Consider the following 21,005-nt stretch of genomic DNA (forward strand, 5'->3'; position numbering starts at 1 on the left):
ATGTTACTTTCCGCAGTGAATAACCTGAAGGATTCAGAGGATGAAGAACTTCATCTTCTGATGGTTGATAACCACATTCCGGCAGGAGCAAAGCTGTACTAAAAATATATTATGATGATTGCCCCCATTAGATAGAGAAATCTGTCTGGTGGGGGTTTTATGATGAAGGTGATATTCAGTTAAAATTCATCTATATTTTAGAAAAAGCTGATTGCACAAAGGTGTTTGCAAAAAACGACACCTGATATTCAAAAACAGCATAATTCTTTGTAAAATCTTGAAAAAGCTAATATTCAGATATATAATGTTAAGAAAATAAGTGCAATGAAGGAAGAGCATAAGATATAGGAGCGTTACGAATGAGAATATGTTATAATAAGCTTCAAAAACTTATGATTGATAATCAGATGAAAAGACAAGATTTAATGCGGGCAGCAGAGATTACATCATATGCAATAACTAAAATAAATAAGAACGAACCGGTATCTCTTGAGGTATTGATGAATATATGTCAGGTGTTCCATTGTGATATCGGAGATATATGCGAGGTTGTTTTGGACGAGTGAATGAGGAGGTCTGAAGATGGCAACAATTAGCAAGAAAAATATGTTTAATGAAGCTGCCCGTGTTCAAATGCCGGCAATGGTTCATTTAACACGACTTGGTTATACTTATTTTGGAAAAATAACTGAAGATATGGCTGGTACAGTATATGACCCTGATACGAATATCTTAATTAATGTTTTCAAGGAACAGTTTGCACGACTTAATCCAACTCATGTAGGAGAAGTGGAACAGACATTGAAAACTATTAGGCAGGAATTAGATAATGATGATATACGATAAATTATCGTTTACAGTAGAAGGAGAAAATATATGATGGGTATTTCGGATTGGATAAGTATTATTTGCGCGGGAGTTGCTTTAATAGTCACGATTATTATTGCAGTTCTGCAAATAAGACAAAGCAACCGTATGGAGAGGTTTGAAAAAAGGCAGGACAAGCGCGATGAGCAGCGTCATCAAGAAAGCGTAAAAGCACAAGCGGTTTCATTTATTTCTAAATATTATAAGGATAGAGGGCTTATTCCATTATGTGCAATAGCCGCGATGTATAATGATTTGTTTTATTACAACAGAGAGATGTATAGGGAATTTTGCTGTTGTACTAAAGAGGTTCAAAATAGAATTTTGGAATATTGTGATTTGGATTTACGAGTTAGTGAGTACAATATTTACGAAAAGTGTTTGGCAGCAATAAAAAGTGTGGTAAATAAATACTTCCCTGATGATAAAAATGTTTTTTATGATGGAGGAAAGTATTTTACTCGTAGTTTAGAAGACTATGCTGATAAACCTATTCCACATCAAGAGCTTGAGTATCAAAATCATATTACAGATGTTTTGGTTAATGCATTTAATAGCAATGACAAAAAGGCAACACCAATTCAGCAGTTGTCGATGGAATATAATTTTGAAAGTTGCAAAGGAATAGAAGTGTGTCAGTTGGTTACTGTTATCGCAGAGTTTGTGGCAATCTATGGGAATAAAAATAAAAACATTGATAAATCATACGGTTCTCCGGGAGGATACGATGGAGAAATTATAGAAACAATGGAAGATTTATTTCTTTTAGCATTATTTGAAATATATACAAATTGTGTTTTATAAATTATGAGGTAAAAAATGATTTTTCGGAGGGAATTTTAGAAAGGACGGGCTATGGAAACAAAGCCAAGAATTTTATATTTACAAAAGATTTTACTGGAAAGAACTGATGAAGAAAATCCTCTTTCCACAACACAGTTAATCAATATATTAAATGATGAATATGGAATATCTGCACATAGAACAACAATAACAAAAGATATTGCGGCACTTCAGGAGTTTGGAATGGATATTGTTACTATCCACTCTACTCAGAGCAAATACTTTGTAGCCAGCCGCAAGTTTGAATTGCCAGAACTGAAATTGCTGATTGACGCAGTAGAGTCATCGAAGTTCATTACAAAGAAGAAAAGCGAAGCGTTGATTGAGAAAATACATACGATGACCAGCTCGGGACAGGTGGAAAAGTTGAAGCGTAATAACTATGTGGTTAATCGAATTAAACCAGATAATGAACAGATATATTATATCATCGACGCTATAAATGATGCCATCAATGCAGGCAAGCAGATTTCTTTCCAATATTATGATTATACCGGATTAAAGAAAAAAGTTCTGAAGAATAAGGGTGAGATTTATAAGCTGAGTCCGTACAAACTTCTTTGGAATGGGGATAATTATTATGTTATCGGATATTCTGAGAAGAAAAGCAAGGTTATCAATTTCAGGGTAGATCGTATTGCTTCCAAGCCGGAGATATTGGATAAAGATATTATTCCTATGCCTGATGATTTTGATATTGAGAATTACACAAAGGAAGTTTTCTTTATGTTCTCAGGCGAAAAAGTCCTTGTGGATTTACGGTGTGATAACAGCCTGATGAAAACAATGGTTGACCGTTTCGGAGAAGATGTGACAACCCTTGCATATGATATGACTTCTTTCAGAGTACAGACCGAAGTATCAGCCAGTTCTACCTTTTTCGGGTGGGTATTTGGCTTCAATGGTAAGGTACAGATACTTGCACCGGAAAGCGTGAAAGAACAGTACAGACAAATGATTGCAAAAGCCAGTGAGGATATGCAGGAAAGCGAATAATTAAAAAATGAAATCCAAAGGAGCGATAGCTATGGAGAATAAATTAGAAAAAATTGGTGAAAATAGTTTTATGGATAATTTTGTTAAAACCGATGACATCTTAAAGGATATGTGTGGGATTATCGAGTCTTCACAAAAAGCTGCATATCAGGCTGTCAATACATTGCTCGTACAGAGAAATTGGTTGATTGGTTACAGAATAGCAGAAGAAGAATTAGGTGGAGATGAACGCTCGGAGTATGGATTAGAGGTAATAAAGAAAATTTCTAAAGAACTGACTCAGCGATATGGAAAAGGATATGATAGAAGTAATTTATATCATTGCCTGAAGTTTTATAAAACCTTTCCTGAAATTGTCGACACGGCGTGTAGACAATCCGGTGCTCTGCTTTCGTGGTCGCATTATAGAACCTTATTACAGGTCAAAGACCCTGAAGCTCGTGACTGGTATGAGAAAGAAGCCGCAGAACAGACTTGGAGTGTCCGTACTTTGCAGAGGAACATTTCTTCTCAGTATTATTACCGTATGTTAAGAACTCAGAAAAAAGAGCCTGTAGAAAGTGAAATGAAGGAACTGACAGCACCGTTTCAGAATGATAAGTTGGAGTTTATCAAAAATCCGGTAGTTGCAGAGTTTTTAGGATTTTCTCAGAATACAGATTTTACAGAGAGTGACCTTGAGAAAAGCATTCTTTCCAATTTACAGAAATTTTTGATGGAGCTTGGAAAGGGATATGCTTTTGTGGCAAGGCAACAGCATATTCATACGGAGAAGCAGGACTATTATATTGACCTTGTGTTTTATAATTACATACTGAAATGCTTTGTCCTCATCGACCTGAAAACAGAGAAGATAACACATCAAGATGTAGGACAGATGGATATGTATATCCGTATGTATGATGAATTGAAACGCAGTAAGGGCGATAACCCGACAATTGGTATTGTTCTCTGCTCTGATACAGACGATGATATTGCCCGTTATTCTGTTATGCACGGCAATGAACAGTTATTTGCTTCCAAGTACAAATTATACCTGCCGACAAAAGAAGAACTGAAAGCGGAGATTGAAACTCAAAAGGCAATGTTTTATCTTCAGCAGCAGGATAATGAAGAAAAGGAAATAGAATAGGATTTGGGCAGATTGTCTGCACAATTTATCAGATATTCTTGGACATGTGGATGCGAAAGCAACGATGCAAATTTATACAGAAGATACTAAGGATTTGAAGAAGTCTAGGTTTATAAACTTTGAGATATTGTGATTGATTTGTGACCATTTATGGAGATAAGTGTTGAGGTTTGGCTATGAACAACAGTTTAGCAGAAGTATACCCTGGGCTTATTTCGGAGCACTTTAGCCATTAAGGTTATGGTGTTTTTGGCGTTTTGAAGAGAGGGGATTACAACAAAACACATGAGAAAAGAACTGATTATTATGACAATAAATAACAATCAGTTGGAGGAGTATAGGATTATTTAGAGATTAGCAGAGAGAATATTAAGGAACTTGTTTATGTAATATGTTATAAACAAGTTTTGCTGTATTTTATACAAATAAACTACTTGCTATGCAGGTGTGTTCACAGACGCGTTGGCTTACAGTAAAATCTCCAATGTTATACGAAGTATAAGTTCGCCCACTGTACTAAAAACAAAAGAGGTAGTTAAATAAATATGTTGATGGATGGGATGCTATAATGAAAGTATACAATAAACTAGTACGAGATAAAGTAGCTGAAATAATTAAGGCAGATGGGAAGGAATGCAAAACGCGCATTTTATCAAAAGATGAGTATATAGCTGCACTTGAAACCAAGTTAAATGAAGAGGTTGCTGAGTATCAAGAAGATAAAAATCTTGAAGAAATGGCTGATGTTCTGGAAGTGCTTCAGGCAATTTGTTTGGCGAGAGGATATAGTTTGGATGAGCTCGAGGCAATGAGAATTAAAAAGGCTAAGGAACGTGGTGGATTTAAAGATAAAATATTTTTGGAATATGTGGCGGAGAAAAGGTAGATAGCAGAATGCATTGAATTTATCACAAGGATAAAAAATAATATAATCAAATTTAAGAAAATAGTTGATAGAATATGCTATTAAAGATATTTTGGGTAGGGTATTTTAGGAAAAACATCAAGACTAAGAAAGGCACAACAATGACAACCAATCATCTGATTTTAGATTTTTCGCATGTATATTGCGATGAAAACATACCAAAGAATACCGGCATCCACTGGCTGGACTGCTCTGAAATTGAAGAGTGTGATTTGTATTGTTCCAGACAGGCAGAAGAGAAAATCAGAGAAAAAATCAAGCCATATGGAATTCATGGAATCCATTTTCTGGATTCCGGAAATTATCATTATGTGACAGAAATTATGACAAGCCAGATTCAAAAGGAATTCCAGCTTGTTGTATTTGACCATCATACGGACATGCAAAAGCCGATGATTGAGCACATGACAAGCTGCGGAGACTGGGCAGAAAAGGTGTTAGAGACGAATCCATGGTTGCAGCAACTGATATTAATCGGACCGCAGGCGAAGGATATAGAGCAGCTTTATCGGGAAAAAGATGGCTTGATGAATCGTAAGGAAATATCAGAAAAACTCCTTACTTTTTCTGCAGAAGAGATTCGTGCCGGAGAAGACAAAAATAAGATTTCCAAAATAAAAAAGAATCTGCCGGTTTATATATCCATAGACAAAGACATCTTGGATAAACAATATACGGAGACAAACTGGAGTCAGGGGAACATGTCACTTCCGATGCTGGAGCGATTGCTCTCACATTTTCTGGAAAACGGAAATATACTTGGCATTGATATCTGTGGAGAATGCCAGCAGGGAATTCCACTGCCGGAATATTTGCAGGCTGAAGAACTGAATGAAGAAACGAATCAGAAATTATTTGAGTTCCTGTCCCATTATATTTCATAACATTCTAAAGTAGAAAATAGGATATCCCCCATAAGAGCTCCAAAGCTATCGATATAAAAGTATTGACAATAGTAAGTTGATATATTATATGAATATACAAGTGAATTATTTGGAGTGTAACTTTGAAAGAAGGCAAAACCCAAATCTATAAGAGAAAATTTCTCTGTAGGTTTGGGCTTTTTTTATGCAAAAAGGAGGTAGACGATGGGGTTTCCTAATGATTTTTTGTGGGGATCAGCTATGGCGGCAAATCAGGCGGAAGGTGCCTGGAATGAAGGCGGAAAGGGACCAAGTATCATTGATTATCTGACAGGTTCAAGAGAGGATGGAAAGCGTTTTCTTACATTGGAATTGTCGAAAGATGAAAAATATCCAAATCATGAAGCCGTTGATTTTTATCATAATTATAAAAAGGACATTGCATTATTTGGAAAGATGAATATGAAGGCATTACGTTTCTCTATTGTGTGGAGCAGAATTTTTCCGGAGGGGGAAGGCGAGCCGAATTTAGAAGGATTAAAATTTTACGACAGGGTTTTAGAAGAACTTGAAAAATACCAGATTCAACCAATTATAACGATTTCTCATTATGAAATGCCGATGAAATTATGTACGGAATATGGAGGATGGAGAAATCGCAAATTAATTGAATTGTATGAGAAATATGCAAAGCTTCTTTTATACAGATATGGAAAACGGGTACGTTATTGGATAACTTTTAATGAAATAAATGTCTTATTATCAGGTTTTGCATCTTATGAGGCGGGGGGATTGATTTTTACAGAGGAGGATAACCGGGAAGAAATCTGTATGCAGGCATTGCACCATCAATTATTAGCAAGTGCAAAAATTTGTAATTATGCATATCGTCATTATCCGGAATTAAAGATGGGATGTATGATTGCATACATTACTAAAATTTTTTCGGTTTCATCAAGTCCCATTAATTCTGCTTCATGAGGAGTTGGATCTTCAATGGCAATTTTTATGGTTTTTGATCCGGGTTTTTGGTTCATGCGTTGGCACATTTGAGAAAAGCTTACAACAGCAGGAGAAAGGGAACGCTGCATTTTCTTTTCTGCGATAAATGTTCCTTTTCCTGATTTTTCTCCAGGTATCCTTGACTGTCCAGTGCGGCAAGGGCTTTTCTTACAGTAACACGGCTGACATGGTATTGTTCGCTTAGTTCATTTTCTGTCGGGAGTTTACTGCCGGGAGTAAGTGTTCCATTGGTGATCTTGTCCAGAATCAGTTTTTCAAGCTGTTTATAAAGTGGTGTGGCTATGGCATTATCAAGTTCCATTTAATGAAAATTCCTTTCCGGTAAATAAAAAAACAGATATTGTAATCTGATTTTATAGTTGAATACTTTTGTGTATATATAATAATACATTTGAGACTATTTGTATATGCAGATTTGTTCTTTTGTAGCAAAAAAAGAAAAAATATTGAAAAATGAAATACAAACTTCTATGCTTTTAGTATAACAATATAATACAAAAATGAGTTGGATGATATTGATAAATGCATCTATGAGCACATTTGCAAGTATCAAAAAGATACATTTTGAAATAGAATATGTATTACAATGTATTTTTACTATGCAGATATAATAAAAAATAATAAGGGAAATTGGTCAATTTAACGAAAAAAATAGATGGTATTGACAAAGAAGTTGTGCAGATATACTATTGTATCAGATACAAAGTAATACATATCAAATGCAAGATATGAAATTACTATTGTACGTACTACCAATAAAGACATGCGCATGATCTTAGAATTATTATGGAGAATACAGGAGGAAGAAATGAAATTTGCACCAATGAATTATCATTATTTGAGATATCCGCTGAAGAAATTCCTGGACAAAGTAGAACAGTCAGTATTTAACAGTATTGATCTGTATTGTAGTGCACCACAGTTTAATATATTTGATTATTCTCTTTTTTCATTACTTGAATTGGAAAAGGAGATTAGGAGAAGAGACCTAAGTGTTATGGCAATGACACCGGAGAATTGTACATACCCGGTTAACTTCTGCACACAGGATAGAGGAACACGTGAGTCCAGTATTCGTTATTATCAGCGAGCTATTGATACGGCGGAATTTCTTGGCTGCCATAAAGTTCAGATCAGTACTGGATTTGGATATTTCGATCAGTCACCGGAAGATGCATGGAAGTATTGCAGGGATTCTCTGCAGCAGTTGGGTGCTTATTGTGAGAAAAAGAATGTGGAGCTGATGCTGGAGGAGTTGAAGGTAACAACAACAAATGTGCTGATAAAAAGTTCAGATCTGAAACGAATGATAGAAGAAACAGGCTCATCTCACATACATGGTATGGTAGATCTGGATCAGATGACCTACGCCGAAGAAAGCATAGATGACTATATGGATAATTTAGGTGCTCAGCTTGTTCATGTGCATTTTAACGATCGGGGACATACAGTTCCCGGAGACGGAGATTTTCCAATGAAAAAGTATTATAAAGATCTGAAGCGCAGAGGATATGAGGGGACAATTTCGTTTGAAATATGTGACCGTCGTTATTACTGTGATCCGGATAAGGTAATTGATGACATTACAGAATGGCTTAGGAATAACACAACAGAATTAAGTTAATAAGGTGGATATCTATCCATTTTATATAGAAAATGAAAAAGAATCTGCCGGTTTATATTTCCATAGATAAAGACATCTTGGATAAACAATATACGGAGACTAACTGGAGTCAGGGGAATATGTCACTTCCGATGCTGGAACGTTTGCTGTCGCATTTTCTGGAAAACGGAAATATACTTGGCATTGATATTTGCGGAGAATGCCAGCAGGGAATTCCACTGCCGGAATATCTGCAGGCTGAAGAACTGAATGAAGAAACGAATCAGAAATTATTTGAGTTCCTGTCCCATTATATTTTATAACATTCTAAAATAGAAAATAGGATAAAACCCCACAAGAGGTGTCGGTTGCGGCACCTCTTTTTTCGTGCTAAACTTTAACTTAAGAGAGAAATTATTTGAATTATATTGAAAGACAAAAAGTTGGGAGAGGATGATGGCTGAATGGAAATAAAAAGTATTTTAATCAAAGATACAACCAGGGAAGAGCGGATTCGTATCGTGCAGGAAGGCCTGAACCAGTGCGGAGGAGCCTGTGATTTTTGCAATGGCTGCGATAATTTAGGTGGCGGTTCCATGGATGCATTTTATGAGCCATATATCAACGGCGTAAAGGAGTTGCGGGAAATCAATGAGGAATACCGGAGCAATTCCGGCACCGTCAGGTAGGTGGCAATATGAGAGCGCCGGAAATAGAGACCTCTACTGAAGCGGAAAGAAGACAGTATATCAAAAATGCTTTTCCATGTATTGCAGACTGCGAGATGTGCGGACTTTGCACGGTATTTCGTGGAAAAGACCCGGAACTTGCCTATGCAGATTATATCAGTGGAAAGCGAAGCTATTTAGAGGTATCCCAGGAATGTCGATAAAAGAAACGTGGAGAAATAAAAGGGTAAAATGACGGGATAAAAGAAAAGGCAAAAAAATAAAGCCAGAATCAGGAGATGAACTTTATATGACACATGAAGAATTTGAACAGGCAGCGCAATACTGGAACCGCAAAGAGCAGACGGCAATGCCAAAGGAGGCTTTGCAGCAGGCAGACGTATTTATTTTAAATTAGCACCGAACAAAATTGTGGCTTGAAAGTCTGCATTTTGCTCAATGAGTAGTTTCAGATATTGGAGATAAATTATGGTTAGGAAAATAGTAAAAGGAACACACATTTTTTCAGAGAAAGCAATACCGGCAACGCCTGCAGATAAGCAGGTAATAACAGACCTTTTGGATACCCTTCGGGCGAACCGGGAAACCTGCGTTGGAATGGCAGCAAATATGATTGGCATAAACAAAGCGATTATTGTAGTGGCAGCAGGCCCATTTCAATTTGCAATGGTGAATCCGGTGATTACGAAGAAGTCAGGCGGCTACAGTACAAAAGAAAGCTGTCTTTCGCTGGATGGAGCCAAAGCCTGCACAAGATACCAGGAGATAGAGGTGGATTATCTGAATGGTGATTTTAAACCACAACATGGAAAGTATTCCGGCTTTACCGCGCAGATTATCCAGCACGAGATCGACCACTGCAATGGAGTGGTAATATAATGAGCAGCGAATGTTAATTATGAGTAAATTTTGCTCATGATATATATTGAAAAAATAAAAGGAACCTGCATAAAAACAGATTCCTTAAACGAGGGGAAATCCCTGTCGAATAATGGAAGTCCAGTTACTTTTCTGATAGAGAAAACGGACGATGATTACAGTCTGTTTTTCTTCATCAATCGTATAAAAGACAAGGTAATTATTAATTTTCACAAAACGAATGCCCCAGCTTGCCAGTATTGGATCGTCTGCCGGATGAAACTTCTGTGGCAGGTCGGCTAATGAGTCTATCCACTCGGTCGTAGCATCTAACAGATTATCTGCAACATCAGGATTTTTGAGGGTAAATTCGATGTAATCCGCAGCACGCATAATATCGTGTTCTGCGGTGGAAGTGATATAAACCTGATAGCTCATCGACTGCGGTGGCTCCTGATATCAGCCATAGCTTCGGAAAATAGTCTGGTATTGCCTGTGGCAACATCGTCCATTCCTTCCTTAATCTGACTGTAAAGTTCAAAGCGGCTGGTCAGTTCTTCGTAGGCTTCAATGCTCATAACAGCAAGATCGCCTTTTCCATTCTTCGTAATGAAAACTGCTTCAGGATAATTATGACAAAATGTAGAAATTTCATTGTAATTATTCCTTAAATCAGCACTTGATTTAATTGTTGGCATAAAAACACCGCCCTGTTTGATAACAAAATTATACAAAAATTTTGCTATATGGTCAAAGGACATCTCCATAATAGTAGCTAAATAAATAGCTAAATAAATATAAAAACTACCGGTAGCAGGTTACAGATGTTTAACATATTCCTTTGGAGTAAGCGCACATAGATGAAGAGAAATATGAAAAGCAGAATCATAAATCAAAAAGGAAAGTATCTTTTCTAAAAACAAGGAATGTTATACAATATATCTGTTAAGATAAAAATATGCGGAGGATGTCCAATGTATACAACATACAAAGAGTACTTAAAACAGGAGACGTCACTGCCCTTTGAAGAAGCCATGCAGATCTGGAACCAGATTGCAGAGCAGGGGGAAGCGGATGCAGCCTGCAGGGAACTCATAGACCGTTTTTTGAAATGTGCAGTAGACTATGTGCGAATCAGAAACGGATGGAACCAGAAATCGCTGGCAGAGAAAGGGCAGGCAGATGCGGAGCGCACCTGCTGTCATAATCTTGTAATCAGTGCGAAAAACAAGCTGTCCGTCTATATGTATGAGCATAAGCTGGGCAATGACTGGGATGATTGGTTAGGGGAAGAGCGAAAACGAATCGGAGACTTCGCATGTTATGTGGTACTGCTTCAGGGACTGGAAGCGAGATAGTATAGAAAACAAAAGAAATCGAGGAACTTATCACATGGCAAAAGTGATTATGATACAGGGAACAATGTCGAATGCCGGAAAAAGCCTGATTACAGCAGGCTTATGCCGCATCTTTCATCAGGACGGATACCGCGTGGCGCCTTTTAAGTCGCAGAATATGGCATTGAATTCCTATATTACAACCGAAGGACTTGAAATGGGACGGGCACAGGTTATGCAGGCAGAGGCAGCAGGAATCGAGCCACAGGTCTGCATGAACCCGATTCTTTTAAAGCCTACCAATGATATTGGCTCCCAGGTGATTGTCAACGGTATGGTCATTGGCAATATGCCGGCGCGGGAATATTTTAACTATAAGAAAAAGCTTGTCCCGGATATATTAAAGGCATTTCACAAACTGGAAAAGCAGGCGGATATTATTGTAATAGAAGGAGCCGGAAGTCCGGCAGAAATTAATCTCAAGGAAAATGACATTGTAAATATGGGCATGGCGGAGATGGTAAATGCACCGGTTCTTCTGGCAGGAGATATTGACCGGGGCGGTGTGTTTGCACAGCTTTTAGGAACACTGCTGCTTTTAGAAGAGCAGGAAAAATCCCGTGTAAAAGGTTTAATCATCAACAAATTCCGCGGAGATGTATCCATATTGGAACCGGGCATTCAGATGTTAGAGGAAAAAGGCGGCATTCCGGTCTGCGGAGTGGTGCCTTATATGAAGGTACAGCTTGAGGATGAAGACAGCCTGACCGGAAAATTCAAGCATCGGAAAGAGGCATTGATAGACCTGGCAGTTATCCGTTATCCAAGAATATCTAATTTTACGGATTTTGATGTTTTCGAGCATATGGAGGGAGTATCGGTGCGCTATGTGACTTCGGTGCAGGAAATCCATCATCCGGATGCCATTATTCTGCCGGGCAGTAAGAATACAATGGGTGACCTGAAATGGATGCGCGAAAATGGCATGGAAGCTATGATAAAGAAACTCTCCGCAGACACTCCGGTCATTGGAATCTGCGGCGGTTACCAGATGTTAGGAGAAAGCCTCGAAGACCCCTATTCGGTAGAGGAAGGCGGTAGCTTACGGGGCATGGAACTATTGCCGCTTAAGACCGCGATGAGCTGGGAAAAGGTACGCCGTCAGGTAACGGGAACCATAGACCCTCTCACTGGTATGTTAGCTTCCCTTTCCGGCAAAGAATACAAGGGCTACGAGATTCATATGGGACATACCTGCGGAACACAGAAGACAGAGCAGATACAGGAACCAAAGCAGACACAGGCTCAAGCCCAAGCTCATGCGCATGCACAGGAGGAATCCTGTATACAGGATGCAGTCGTTGTGCAGAAGGGAAATGTCTACGGAACGTATGTCCATGGTATTTTTGATGAAGGAGATATCGCATCCACTTTTATCCGGGCATTAGCGGAGAAAAAGGGAGTGCATTATGAAGATAATCAGGGCATGAATTATCAGCAGTATAAGGAGAGCCAGTACGATTTGCTGGCGGATACACTGCGGAAATATCTTGATATGGAAGCGGTTTATGGAATGCTGCAGGAGGCAGAATATGACAAAAGCAGAATTAGATAACAGAAAGATTTTGCCTTTAGAGGATAGTTGGTATCGCAGGGTAAAAGAGAAGCTGGATGGAATCGCCAAACCCTTGGATGGACTTGGAAAGTTTGAACATCTGATTGCACAGATTGGAGCCATAGAGAAGACGACCAGAATATCCATTCAGAAAAAAGCAGTTCTTGTTATGTGTGCAGACAATGGCGTGGTGGAAGAGCGGGTCAGCCAGAGTGGAAAAGAAGTAACTCTTGCAGTGGCAAAAGCCATGGGAGTAAATAATTCTTCTGTAGGAAAGATGGCAGCAGTGGCAGGCGTGGATGTAATTCCGGTGGACATTGGAATTGATACAGACGAAGTGATTCCCGGAGTATTGCCACGAAAAGTTGCAAAGGGAACGAAAAACTTCGCAAAGGAACCTGCGATGACAGAAGAAGAGGTCTTAAAGGCAATAGAAACCGGAATACAACTGGTGCAGCAATGCCATAGAGACGGTTATGAGATACTTGCTACAGGAGAGATGGGAATTGGAAATACAACCACCAGTACAGCCGTTGCAGCAGCACTTTTGGATTTAGAGGTAGAGCAGGTGACCGGAAAAGGTGCCGGATTAACCGATGGGGCATTAAAAAGAAAATGCAGGATAATTGAAGAAGCGATAGAAAAATATTCCCTTCGTGATGCGGATGCATTTACCATATTAAAGACGGTAGGTGGACTGGACATAGCCGGATTGACAGGCGTATTTATCGGAGCAGCAATCGAGCAGATACCGGTTGTCATCGATGGCGTCATCAGTGCCGTTGCGGCACTTTTGGCAGAGACACTTTGCAAGGGTGCCGTAAATTATATGATACCATCCCATAAGAGCCGGGAACTGGCAGAGACAGCGATTATGAAAAAGCTGCGTTTAGATCCGGTACTGGATGCGGATATGGCGCTGGGTGAGGGAACTGGTGCAGTGATGATGATGTCCCTGCTGGATGTAGCACTGGGCGTGTATTTGCAGGGAGCATCCTTTGCAAATTTTGAGATAGAACAGTACAAGAGGTATGAAGAATGATTGCATTGGTAATCGGCGGAAGCGGCAGCGGAAAATCCGCATATGCAGAACAAATGGCAGTGAAAGCCGCAGGCAACGGCAGCCTCTTTTATGTAGCCACCATGCAGGTGTATGATGAAGAAGGAAAGAAAAAAGTAGAGCGTCACCAGAAAATGCGGGCAGGAAAAGGCTTTCTTACGATAGAGCAGCCGAGAAGACTTAAAGAGGCAGCAAAGAAAGTGGCAACCGAAAAAGTGTCAGCAGGAAGAGTTGCAGCAGAAAGAGTGCCAGCCGGGAAAATAGTTTTGTTGGAATGTATGTCGAACCTCGTTGCCAACGAAATGTTTTCAGAAGAAAATCTGTCTGTTGTGATGGATGAAGCGAAAATAAAGCAGCTTTCCCATGAAATTATAAGTGGAGTAACAGCATTGCAGGATTCCTGTGATATACTGATTATTGTCACGAATCAGATATTTGAAGACGGAATCCGTTATGACGCATCCACAATGGCTTATATCCGGTTGTTAGGAGATATAAACCGGCAGATTGCAGAGCGGGCAGAGCAGGTCGTTGAAGTAGTAGCAGGGATTCCGATTTTTATAAAAAAGGATGGAATTTAAGAAAGAAGAGGAATACATGAAAATTATAAAAGGATTCGTCATTGCATTTTCCATATATTCAAAAATACCGGTGCCACAGTTTGACTGGAAGGAAGAAGATATGCAGTATCACCTCTGCTTCTTCCCATTAATTGGTCTTATCATTGGTGCATTGGAAGCCGGCTGGTTCTTTCTTGGAAATGCAGTCGGGATAAGCCATCTTTGCAAAACACTGATAGCGGTGGCAATTCCATTGCTTGTTACCGGTGGCTTTCATATGGATGGATTTATGGATACCATGGATGCATTTCATTCCTATCAGGATAAGGAGAAGAAGCTGGCAATTTTAAAGGACCCGCATATTGGAGCATTTTCCGTATTGATGCTGGTTTTATATTATCTTATTTATGGAGCAGCATATGCGGAGCTTACGGAACTGTCTGCAATTCTTGTAGTGGGAATTGGCTTTGCGTTATCACGAAGCTTAAGCGGAATTGGTGTGGTAAGCCTGAAGGCGGCAAAAAAAGACGGTATGCTTGCTTATTTTGCAGACAGCGCCCAGAAAAAAAGAGTGCTGGCAGTCCTCATCATAGAGGCAGTTGTCTACAGTGGATGTATGATTTATGTAAACCTGTGGGCAGGGCTTGCAGCAGTAGTTGTGGCATTGCTCTGTTATGGTTATTATAGCTGGAAAAGCCGGAAGGAATTTGGCGGAATCAATGGTGATACCGCAGGATATTTTGTGTCATTATGCGAAAATGCCATGGCAGTTGCAGTGGTAGTTGTTTTTCACTATACAGGAAATTGCTTTCCTGTATAGTAAAAAACGCTCCGCGAGTATGCGCACTGCGGCGTATAAGGTAGATGCCGCAAGCAACCGCCGCAGGCGCGAGAATGTGCCGTGGCACATTCTTTGTTTTATAGCAGGCTAGAAAGGAAAAAACATGGAATTATTTTTGGGCGGATGTTACCAGGGAAAAAAGGAATATGTGTTAAAGCTTCACCCGGAATGTAAAGGTCAGGTGATAGAGGGCGAAAACCTTCCTGCAGACTGGGATGGAATGATAAAAGAACTGCAGGAATTTGAGAATCCGGTCATCAACCATTTACACCTGTGGATTCGGAAATGTCTTGAGCAGCAGACAGATGTGGAGCTGTTAGCTGATAAACTGCTGGAAACATATCCGGGACTTATTTTCATCTGTGATGAGATTGGAAACGGAATTGTACCGATGGATGCTCTGGAACGGGATTACAGGGAGCGGACCGGAAGACTACAGATACGGATTGCCGAGAAGGCAGAAAGGGTAGAACGCATTGTATGTGGAATCAGCCAGAGATTAAAATAAATTTATTGCTTATCCGTCATGGAAAGACCCCGTCAAATCGGGAACACCGGTATTTGGGTGTAACAGAAGAAGCTTTGTCCGGGGAAGGCAGAAAGCAGTTGGAGATTCTTGCAGAAAAAGACATTTTAAAAAAACCATGGCTGCTTTTCATCAGTCCGATGCTGCGCTGTCAGGAGAGTGCTGGTATACTTTTTCCGGGAAAGAAAGCTTATCCGATAGAAGAATGGCGGGAGATGAATTTTGGTGCATATGAGGGAAAGAATTACGAAGATTTGAAAAATGATTCCTATTATCAGAAATGGATTGACAGCAATGGCACACTGCCTTTTCCGGAAGGCGAGAGCCAGCAGGAATATATAAAACGTTGCCAAAGGGGACTTCATGCCGCAACAAAAATCATAGAGGGAAAAATCACCGGAGAAATCGCAGATGCTGCAATGCCGTTATCAAAGAGTCGAATAACAGAACTCCGGGAGCCTGAAAAACTGATAGCAGAAAGTCAGATGATAGAAAATCAAATAGCAGAAAATCAGATGACAGAAAGTCAGCCCCGGAATATAACAGCGGTTGTACACGGCGGCACAATTATGGCACTGCTTCACATTCTTGCAGGCGGAAATTATTTTGATTATCAGGTGAAAAATGGAGGCGGCTACTGCTGTAAGCTCAGACTTTGCGGGGAAGAATGGAAATTAGATTCCCTTGAGGAGATTACAATATGATTTATCACATGATTGCGTTCGGACTGGGATTTTGCCTGGACCTTCTTTTGGGAGATCCATACTGGCTGCCACATCCCATCCGGGTGATTGGAAATTTTATAGGGATATTGGAAAAAAGAATGAATAAAAAGGAGTGCAGTGAGAAATACCTTGTAAGAGCAGGCATTGGAATGGTTGCGCTTGTTTTGCTGACAGTTCTTATGGTGACCGCACTTCTTCTGATTCTTGCGTACCGGATTCATCCGGTGGCAGGTGTTATCTTGGAAATGATTATGACCTATCAGATTCTTGCTGCAAAATGCCTGAAAGTAGAAAGCATGAAGGTATATAATTGTTTAAAGGAGAATGACCTTATAGCGGCAAGACATGCTGTTTCCATGATTGTAGGCAGAGATACCGGGCGGCTGGATGAAACCGGAGTGGCAAAAGCTGCCATTGAAACGGTGGCGGAAAATACTTCGGATGGAGTCATTGCACCGATGCTATATACCGCACTTGGCGGACCGGTTCTGGGCTTTTTTTATAAGGCAGTCAATACGATGGATTCCATGGTAGGATATAAGAATGAACGTTATCTTCATTTTGGCAGAGCTGCCGCAAAATTTGATGATATCTGCAATTATATCCCATCCCGTATCAGTGCATACCTGATGATTGCAGGGACGTATTTCCTTGGAAAGGAATATGACGGGAAGCATGCATATTACATTTATAAAAGGGACCGGTATCATCATGCCAGCCCGAACTCTGCCCAGACAGAGGCAGTTTGTGCAGGAGCACTGTCCATACAGCTTGCAGGAGATGCCTGGTATTTTGGCAAACTGGTGAAAAAGCCGTTTATCGGAGATGCACTGCGTCCGGTGGAATACGAGGACATCAGAAGAGCAAACCGGCTTTTGTATGCGACTGCATTTTTATGTGAAGGCATTTGCCTTTTGGTGATGGGATTGTTATTCTTTATATGATTGAAAGGATAACAATACAGGAAAGGAACAGGAATATGGTACATGGAGGAGACATCTACCGTAATTGCATATCGTTAGATTATTCTGTAAATATCAATCCTCTGGGCATACCGGCATCTGTAGAGGCAGCCCTTAGGGAAGCGGTGTCTTTATGCAGCCGGTATCCGGATATCAGGCAGGAGAAGCTGAAGGCAGCCATTGCTGAGATGGATAAGGTAGCGGCAGATGAGATATTGTGCGGAAATGGAGCTTCTGAACTTTTTCCTGCAATTCTTCATGCATTAAAACCAAAGAAAATACTGATTCCGGTTCCTTCTTTTTATGGTTACGAGTGGGCTGCCGGAACGGAAGCGTGTGAAGTAAGTTATTTTCCATTGCGGGAGAAGGATAATTTTGTGCTGGGAGAGGACTTTATTGAGGCATTAGATAAAGAAACGGAGCTTATATACCTTGCTAATCCCAATAATCCCACCGGACAGTTAATTCCACCGGAGATTTTAAAAGGGATTTTAAAGCGGTGTCAGGAGCTTGATATAATAGTGGTGGTAGATGAATGCTTTCTGCCGTTTTGTGAAGAAGCAGAGCTTTATGAAGAAATGGAAGCTGGCATGAAATGTAGGAATCTGATTCAGGTGAGAGCATTTACCAAGACCTTTGCCATACCGGGAGTCCGGCTGGGTTATCTTATCTGCCGGAACAGGGAAGTCTGTCAGAAGATTGCAAGGCAGCTTCCGGAATGGAACTTATCGGTATTTGCCCAGATGGCAGGATGCGCTGCAGCAAAAGAAACGGAATTTATCGGGGAAAGCAGGAAACTCATAAAAGAGCAGCGGAGTATTCTGACAAAAGAGCTGATATCCTTAGGCTTCCGGGCGTATCCTTCCCGGGCAGATTATATTTTATTTTACACAGAGCTGCCATTATATGAGTTACTTTTAAAGAAACAGATTTTGATTCGAAATTGTGAAAATTACAGAGGTCTGTCCAAAGGATATTACCGGATTGCAGTAAGAGGGCAGGCAGAGAATGAGCGGCTGATAAGCGCATTAAGAGAGGTGACAGAGAAATGAATCCCATCGAATTTGTATTGCCGGGAGAGATTGAAAAACGCAGCTTTGAGATTATTTCAGAGGAATTAGAAAAGCGTCAGATTGTATTGCCTAAGGAGCAGGAGCCTGTTACCAAGCGTGTGATACATACCAGCGCAGATTTTGATTATGCAGAGACAATGTGTTATTCTGACCATGCAGTAGAAATTGCAAAGGAACTGATTCTTAAGGGCGCCAATATTGTAACGGATACCAATATGGCACTTGCCGGAATCAATAAGAAAATACTGGCATCATTTGGCGGAGAAGCCCATTGCTTTATGGCGGACCCGGATGTGGCACAGCTTGCCAGAGAGCAACAGGTAACAAGAGCAACCATCAGCATGGAGAAAGCCGCAGCCATTGAAAAACCAGTTATTTTTGCGGTGGGAAATGCACCGACGGCGTTAATCGAGCTTCATAAAATGATAACGGAGGGACGCTACCAGCCGGCATTTATTATCGGAGTTCCGGTAGGCTTCGTAAATGTGGTACCGGCAAAAGAATTGATTATGGAAACAGAAGTACCGTATATCATTAACCGGGGCAGAAAGGGCGGGAGCAATGTTGCCGCAGCTATCTGCAATGCAATTTTGTATCAATTAAGACGATAGTAAAATCAGGGGGAAGAAAGATGCAATATGGGTTTACCTCCGGAAGCTGTGCCGCAGCCGCAGCAAAGGCAGCAGTCTATATGCTGCTGAGTGGAAGAAGAAAAACAGAGATTACCATTGAGACACCAAAGGGAATTCCCTACCATGCAACGGTGGAGTATATCGAAATTCAGGAAACAGAAGTTTCCTGCGCGGTACAGAAGGACGGAGGGGATGACCCGGATGTGACAACGGGGGCATGGATTTATGCAACGGTGAGTATTTGTGAAGAAAATAACAATCAGATAGAAATAGATGGCGGCAACGGTGTTGGCAGGGTTACGCGGCCGGGATTAGACCAGCCGGTAGGAAATGCCGCAATTAATACGGTGCCACGGCAGATGATTGCAAAAGAAGTATCAGAGGTCTGCCATCTGTTTGATTTTCAGGGCGGAATCAAAGTCGTAATTTCAGTGCCGGAAGGAGAAAATCTTGCGGCACAGACTTTTAATCCGAGACTTGGAATAAAGGGCGGAATCTCGATACTTGGAACCAGCGGTATTGTTGAGCCTATGAGTGATAAGGCATTGCTAGATACCATAGCAGTGGAATTGAAACAGAAGCGGGCAGAAGGTCATTCTATTGTTGCCATATCGCCGGGTAACTACGGATTGGAATTTATGAAACGGACCTATGGTTATGATTTGGAGCGCAGTGTAAAATGCAGCAACTTTATCGGACAGACCATTGACATGGTAAAAGAACTTGGATTTTCCAAAATGCTCTTAACCGGTCATATCGGAAAGCTGATAAAGGTATCCGGCGGCATTATGAACACCCATTCCAAAGAGGCAGACTGCCGGATGGAACTTCTGGCGGCGGCAGCAATCCGTGCAGGCGCAGAAATAACGCTGCTTCGGGAAATATTAGACTGCATTGGTACAGAGGATGCCGTAGACCGGCTTCGAAAAGCCGGACTTTTAGAACCTGCCATGGAATATGTCATGGAAAAAATTGAAGACCATCTTAAGCATCGTGCCGGGGATGGACTGGAAATAGAATGTATGGTTTATAGTAATGATATCGGACTTTTAGGTGTAACGCCGGGAGCAGAGGCATTATTAAAAGAACTGTTGGAGGAAAAGCAATGATTCATTTTGTTGGAGCAGGGTGCGGAGCACCGGATTTGATTACCGTAAGAGGAATGCATCTTTTGGAAAAAGCGGATGTGATTATCTATGCCGGTTCACTGGTAAATCCTGAGCTTTTAAATTATGCCAAAGCAGACTGTCAGGTATATAACAGTGCAGTGATGACATTGGAAGAAGTCCTTGCAGTTATGGTGGAGGCAGAGCAGGAAGGAAAAGATGTGGTGCGGCTGCATACCGGAGAACCAAGCATATATGGAGCGGTGCAGGAGCAGATGCAGGAACTGGATGCAAGAAAGATAGCCTATGATTCCACACCGGGAGTAAGTGCCTGTTTTGGAGCAGCGGCAGCCATGAATCTGGAGTATACCCTGCCGGATATTTCCCAGTCCCTTATCATTACCAGAATGGAAGGCCGGACTGCAGTTCCGGAGAAAGAAAGCATCGAGGCATTTGCAGCCCATCAGTGTTCCATGGCAATTTATTTAAGTGCCGGAATGTTGGAGAAGTTATCTGAGCGACTGATAAAGGGTGGCTATTCAAAGGATACCACTGCGGCACTGGCTTATAAGGTAAGCTGGCCGGAGGAAGAAATATATATCTGCACGGTAGAAACATTGGCACAGACAGCGGCAGAACATGGAATTACCAAAACGGCACTGGTTCTCGTTGGAGATGTCATTAACAAGAGCGGATACAGCAAATCCAGACTGTATGCAGAAGATTTCTCCACAGAATTCCGGGCAGCAAAAAAATCATAAGAAGGCGG

General features: G+C 40.7%; 28 protein-coding genes. 25 read left to right on the plus strand and 3 right to left on the minus strand.

The window, feature by feature from the left end; all coding sequences use genetic code 11:
• Window positions 1-359: 359 nt before the first annotated feature.
• The 8 genes from DXB39_RS11630 (at window position 360) to DXB39_RS11665 (ending at window position 6,607) form a co-directional block, all read left to right on the plus strand.
• On the plus strand, window positions 360-566 hold the full coding sequence (locus tag DXB39_RS11630) for a helix-turn-helix domain-containing protein (RefSeq protein WP_117841911.1): 207 nt from the start codon (window positions 360-362) through the stop codon (window positions 564-566).
• Window positions 567-582: 16 nt separating this feature from the next.
• The gene (locus DXB39_RS11635) at window positions 583-846 is read left to right on the plus strand and encodes a type I restriction endonuclease (protein WP_117841912.1); all 264 of its coding nucleotides are present in this window, start codon (window positions 583-585) and stop codon (window positions 844-846) included.
• A gap of 30 nt (window positions 847-876) precedes the next feature.
• On the plus strand, window positions 877-1,671 hold the full coding sequence (locus tag DXB39_RS11640; protein WP_117841913.1) for a hypothetical protein: 795 nt from the start codon (window positions 877-879) through the stop codon (window positions 1,669-1,671).
• Window positions 1,672-1,722: 51 nt separating this feature from the next.
• On the plus strand, window positions 1,723-2,706 hold the full coding sequence (locus DXB39_RS11645) for a helix-turn-helix transcriptional regulator (RefSeq protein ID WP_117841914.1): 984 nt from the start codon (window positions 1,723-1,725) through the stop codon (window positions 2,704-2,706).
• A gap of 31 nt (window positions 2,707-2,737) precedes the next feature.
• Complete coding sequence (locus DXB39_RS11650; RefSeq protein ID WP_243006028.1) at window positions 2,738-3,838, plus strand: PDDEXK nuclease domain-containing protein; 1,101 nt, start codon at window positions 2,738-2,740, stop codon at window positions 3,836-3,838.
• Window positions 3,839-4,406: 568 nt separating this feature from the next.
• On the plus strand, window positions 4,407-4,724 hold the full coding sequence (locus DXB39_RS11655) for a nucleoside triphosphate pyrophosphohydrolase (RefSeq protein WP_117841916.1): 318 nt from the start codon (window positions 4,407-4,409) through the stop codon (window positions 4,722-4,724).
• Between the two features lie 140 nt (window positions 4,725-4,864).
• On the plus strand, window positions 4,865-5,647 hold the full coding sequence (locus DXB39_RS11660) for an arginase family protein (protein WP_117841917.1): 783 nt from the start codon (window positions 4,865-4,867) through the stop codon (window positions 5,645-5,647).
• A gap of 204 nt (window positions 5,648-5,851) precedes the next feature.
• Window positions 5,852-6,607: a glycoside hydrolase family 1 protein gene (locus DXB39_RS11665; protein ID WP_117841918.1), complete on the plus strand. Its 756-nt coding sequence runs from the start codon at window positions 5,852-5,854 to the stop codon at window positions 6,605-6,607.
• A 79-nt stretch (window positions 6,608-6,686) separates the two neighbouring features.
• On the opposite strand, the gene DXB39_RS15085 is transcribed toward DXB39_RS11665, so the two are convergent.
• A complete protein-coding gene (locus DXB39_RS15085) occupies window positions 6,687-6,950 on the minus strand; it encodes a GntR family transcriptional regulator (protein ID WP_243006029.1) in 264 nt (87 codons plus the stop codon).
• Window positions 6,951-7,457: 507 nt separating this feature from the next.
• Here DXB39_RS15085 and DXB39_RS11675 point away from each other — a divergent pair.
• The 5 genes from DXB39_RS11675 (at window position 7,458) to DXB39_RS11695 (ending at window position 9,820) form a co-directional block, all read left to right on the plus strand.
• Window positions 7,458-8,273: a sugar phosphate isomerase/epimerase family protein gene (locus tag DXB39_RS11675; RefSeq protein WP_117841919.1), complete on the plus strand. Its 816-nt coding sequence runs from the start codon at window positions 7,458-7,460 to the stop codon at window positions 8,271-8,273.
• Window positions 8,274-8,305: 32 nt separating this feature from the next.
• Window positions 8,306-8,575 carry a hypothetical protein gene (locus tag DXB39_RS11680; protein ID WP_176935823.1) on the plus strand — a complete coding sequence of 90 codons (270 nt, stop codon included), beginning with the start codon at window positions 8,306-8,308 and terminating at the stop codon, window positions 8,573-8,575.
• 141 nt (window positions 8,576-8,716) lie between these two features.
• The gene (locus DXB39_RS11685) at window positions 8,717-8,941 is read left to right on the plus strand and encodes a hypothetical protein (protein WP_117841920.1); all 225 of its coding nucleotides are present in this window, start codon (window positions 8,717-8,719) and stop codon (window positions 8,939-8,941) included.
• Window positions 8,942-8,949: 8 nt separating this feature from the next.
• Window positions 8,950-9,144 (plus strand): hypothetical protein, encoded by a 195-nt coding sequence (locus DXB39_RS11690; RefSeq protein ID WP_117841921.1) that lies wholly within the window; start codon window positions 8,950-8,952, stop codon window positions 9,142-9,144.
• Between the two features lie 265 nt (window positions 9,145-9,409).
• On the plus strand, window positions 9,410-9,820 hold the full coding sequence (locus DXB39_RS11695) for a peptide deformylase (protein WP_117841922.1): 411 nt from the start codon (window positions 9,410-9,412) through the stop codon (window positions 9,818-9,820).
• An 84-nt stretch (window positions 9,821-9,904) separates the two neighbouring features.
• Here the strand turns inward: DXB39_RS11695 and DXB39_RS11700 are convergent, their stop codons facing one another.
• Window positions 9,905-10,237: a type II toxin-antitoxin system RelE/ParE family toxin gene (locus tag DXB39_RS11700; RefSeq protein ID WP_117841923.1), complete on the minus strand. Its 333-nt coding sequence runs from the start codon at window positions 10,235-10,237 to the stop codon at window positions 9,905-9,907.
• Complete coding sequence (locus DXB39_RS11705) at window positions 10,234-10,497, minus strand: type II toxin-antitoxin system Phd/YefM family antitoxin (RefSeq protein WP_117841958.1); 264 nt, start codon at window positions 10,495-10,497, stop codon at window positions 10,234-10,236. The genes DXB39_RS11700 and DXB39_RS11705 overlap by 4 nt, the downstream gene beginning before the upstream one ends.
• A 276-nt stretch (window positions 10,498-10,773) precedes the next feature.
• On the opposite strand from DXB39_RS11705, the gene DXB39_RS11710 reads away from it, so the two are divergent.
• From DXB39_RS11710 to cobM, 12 genes are all read left to right on the plus strand, one after another.
• Window positions 10,774-11,157 (plus strand): hypothetical protein, encoded by a 384-nt coding sequence (locus DXB39_RS11710; protein WP_117841924.1) that lies wholly within the window; start codon window positions 10,774-10,776, stop codon window positions 11,155-11,157.
• Window positions 11,158-11,191: 34 nt separating this feature from the next.
• Complete coding sequence (locus DXB39_RS11715) at window positions 11,192-12,751, plus strand: cobyric acid synthase (RefSeq protein WP_117841925.1); 1,560 nt, start codon at window positions 11,192-11,194, stop codon at window positions 12,749-12,751.
• A complete protein-coding gene (gene cobT, locus DXB39_RS11720) occupies window positions 12,729-13,793 on the plus strand; it encodes a nicotinate-nucleotide--dimethylbenzimidazole phosphoribosyltransferase (protein WP_243006030.1) in 1,065 nt (354 codons plus the stop codon). The genes DXB39_RS11715 and cobT overlap by 23 nt, the downstream gene beginning before the upstream one ends.
• Complete coding sequence (locus DXB39_RS11725) at window positions 13,790-14,392, plus strand: bifunctional adenosylcobinamide kinase/adenosylcobinamide-phosphate guanylyltransferase (RefSeq protein WP_117841927.1); 603 nt, start codon at window positions 13,790-13,792, stop codon at window positions 14,390-14,392. Before cobT ends, DXB39_RS11725 begins: the two co-directional genes overlap by 4 nt.
• A 16-nt stretch (window positions 14,393-14,408) precedes the next feature.
• The gene (locus DXB39_RS11730) at window positions 14,409-15,191 is read left to right on the plus strand and encodes an adenosylcobinamide-GDP ribazoletransferase (protein WP_117841959.1); all 783 of its coding nucleotides are present in this window, start codon (window positions 14,409-14,411) and stop codon (window positions 15,189-15,191) included.
• Window positions 15,192-15,315: 124 nt separating this feature from the next.
• Entirely contained in the window at window positions 15,316-15,720 is a 405-nt protein-coding gene (locus tag DXB39_RS11735) for a bifunctional adenosylcobinamide kinase/adenosylcobinamide-phosphate guanylyltransferase (RefSeq protein WP_022244153.1), read from the plus strand.
• Window positions 15,693-16,442, plus strand: coding sequence for a histidine phosphatase family protein (locus tag DXB39_RS11740; RefSeq protein WP_117841928.1), 750 nt, complete (start codon window positions 15,693-15,695; stop codon window positions 16,440-16,442). The genes DXB39_RS11735 and DXB39_RS11740 overlap by 28 nt, the downstream gene beginning before the upstream one ends.
• Complete coding sequence (gene cbiB, locus DXB39_RS11745) at window positions 16,439-17,407, plus strand: adenosylcobinamide-phosphate synthase CbiB (protein WP_117841929.1); 969 nt, start codon at window positions 16,439-16,441, stop codon at window positions 17,405-17,407. The genes DXB39_RS11740 and cbiB overlap by 4 nt, the downstream gene beginning before the upstream one ends.
• Window positions 17,408-17,442: 35 nt before the next feature.
• On the plus strand, window positions 17,443-18,477 hold the full coding sequence (locus DXB39_RS11750; RefSeq protein ID WP_243006031.1) for a pyridoxal phosphate-dependent aminotransferase: 1,035 nt from the start codon (window positions 17,443-17,445) through the stop codon (window positions 18,475-18,477).
• Window positions 18,474-19,109 (plus strand): precorrin-8X methylmutase, encoded by a 636-nt coding sequence (locus tag DXB39_RS11755; RefSeq protein WP_117841931.1) that lies wholly within the window; start codon window positions 18,474-18,476, stop codon window positions 19,107-19,109. The genes DXB39_RS11750 and DXB39_RS11755 overlap by 4 nt, the downstream gene beginning before the upstream one ends.
• Before the next feature lie 20 nt (window positions 19,110-19,129).
• Window positions 19,130-20,239, plus strand: coding sequence for a cobalt-precorrin-5B (C(1))-methyltransferase CbiD (cbiD, locus tag DXB39_RS11760; RefSeq protein WP_117841932.1), 1,110 nt, complete (start codon window positions 19,130-19,132; stop codon window positions 20,237-20,239).
• Window positions 20,236-20,997 carry a precorrin-4 C(11)-methyltransferase gene (gene cobM, locus DXB39_RS11765; protein ID WP_117841933.1) on the plus strand — a complete coding sequence of 254 codons (762 nt, stop codon included), beginning with the start codon at window positions 20,236-20,238 and terminating at the stop codon, window positions 20,995-20,997. Before cbiD ends, cobM begins: the two co-directional genes overlap by 4 nt.
• Window positions 20,998-21,005 lie beyond the last annotated feature (8 nt).

Source organism: Roseburia sp. OM03-7AC (assembly GCF_003462625.1).
Taxonomy (GTDB): Bacteria; Bacillota; Clostridia; order Lachnospirales; family Lachnospiraceae; genus Roseburia_C; species Roseburia_C amylophila.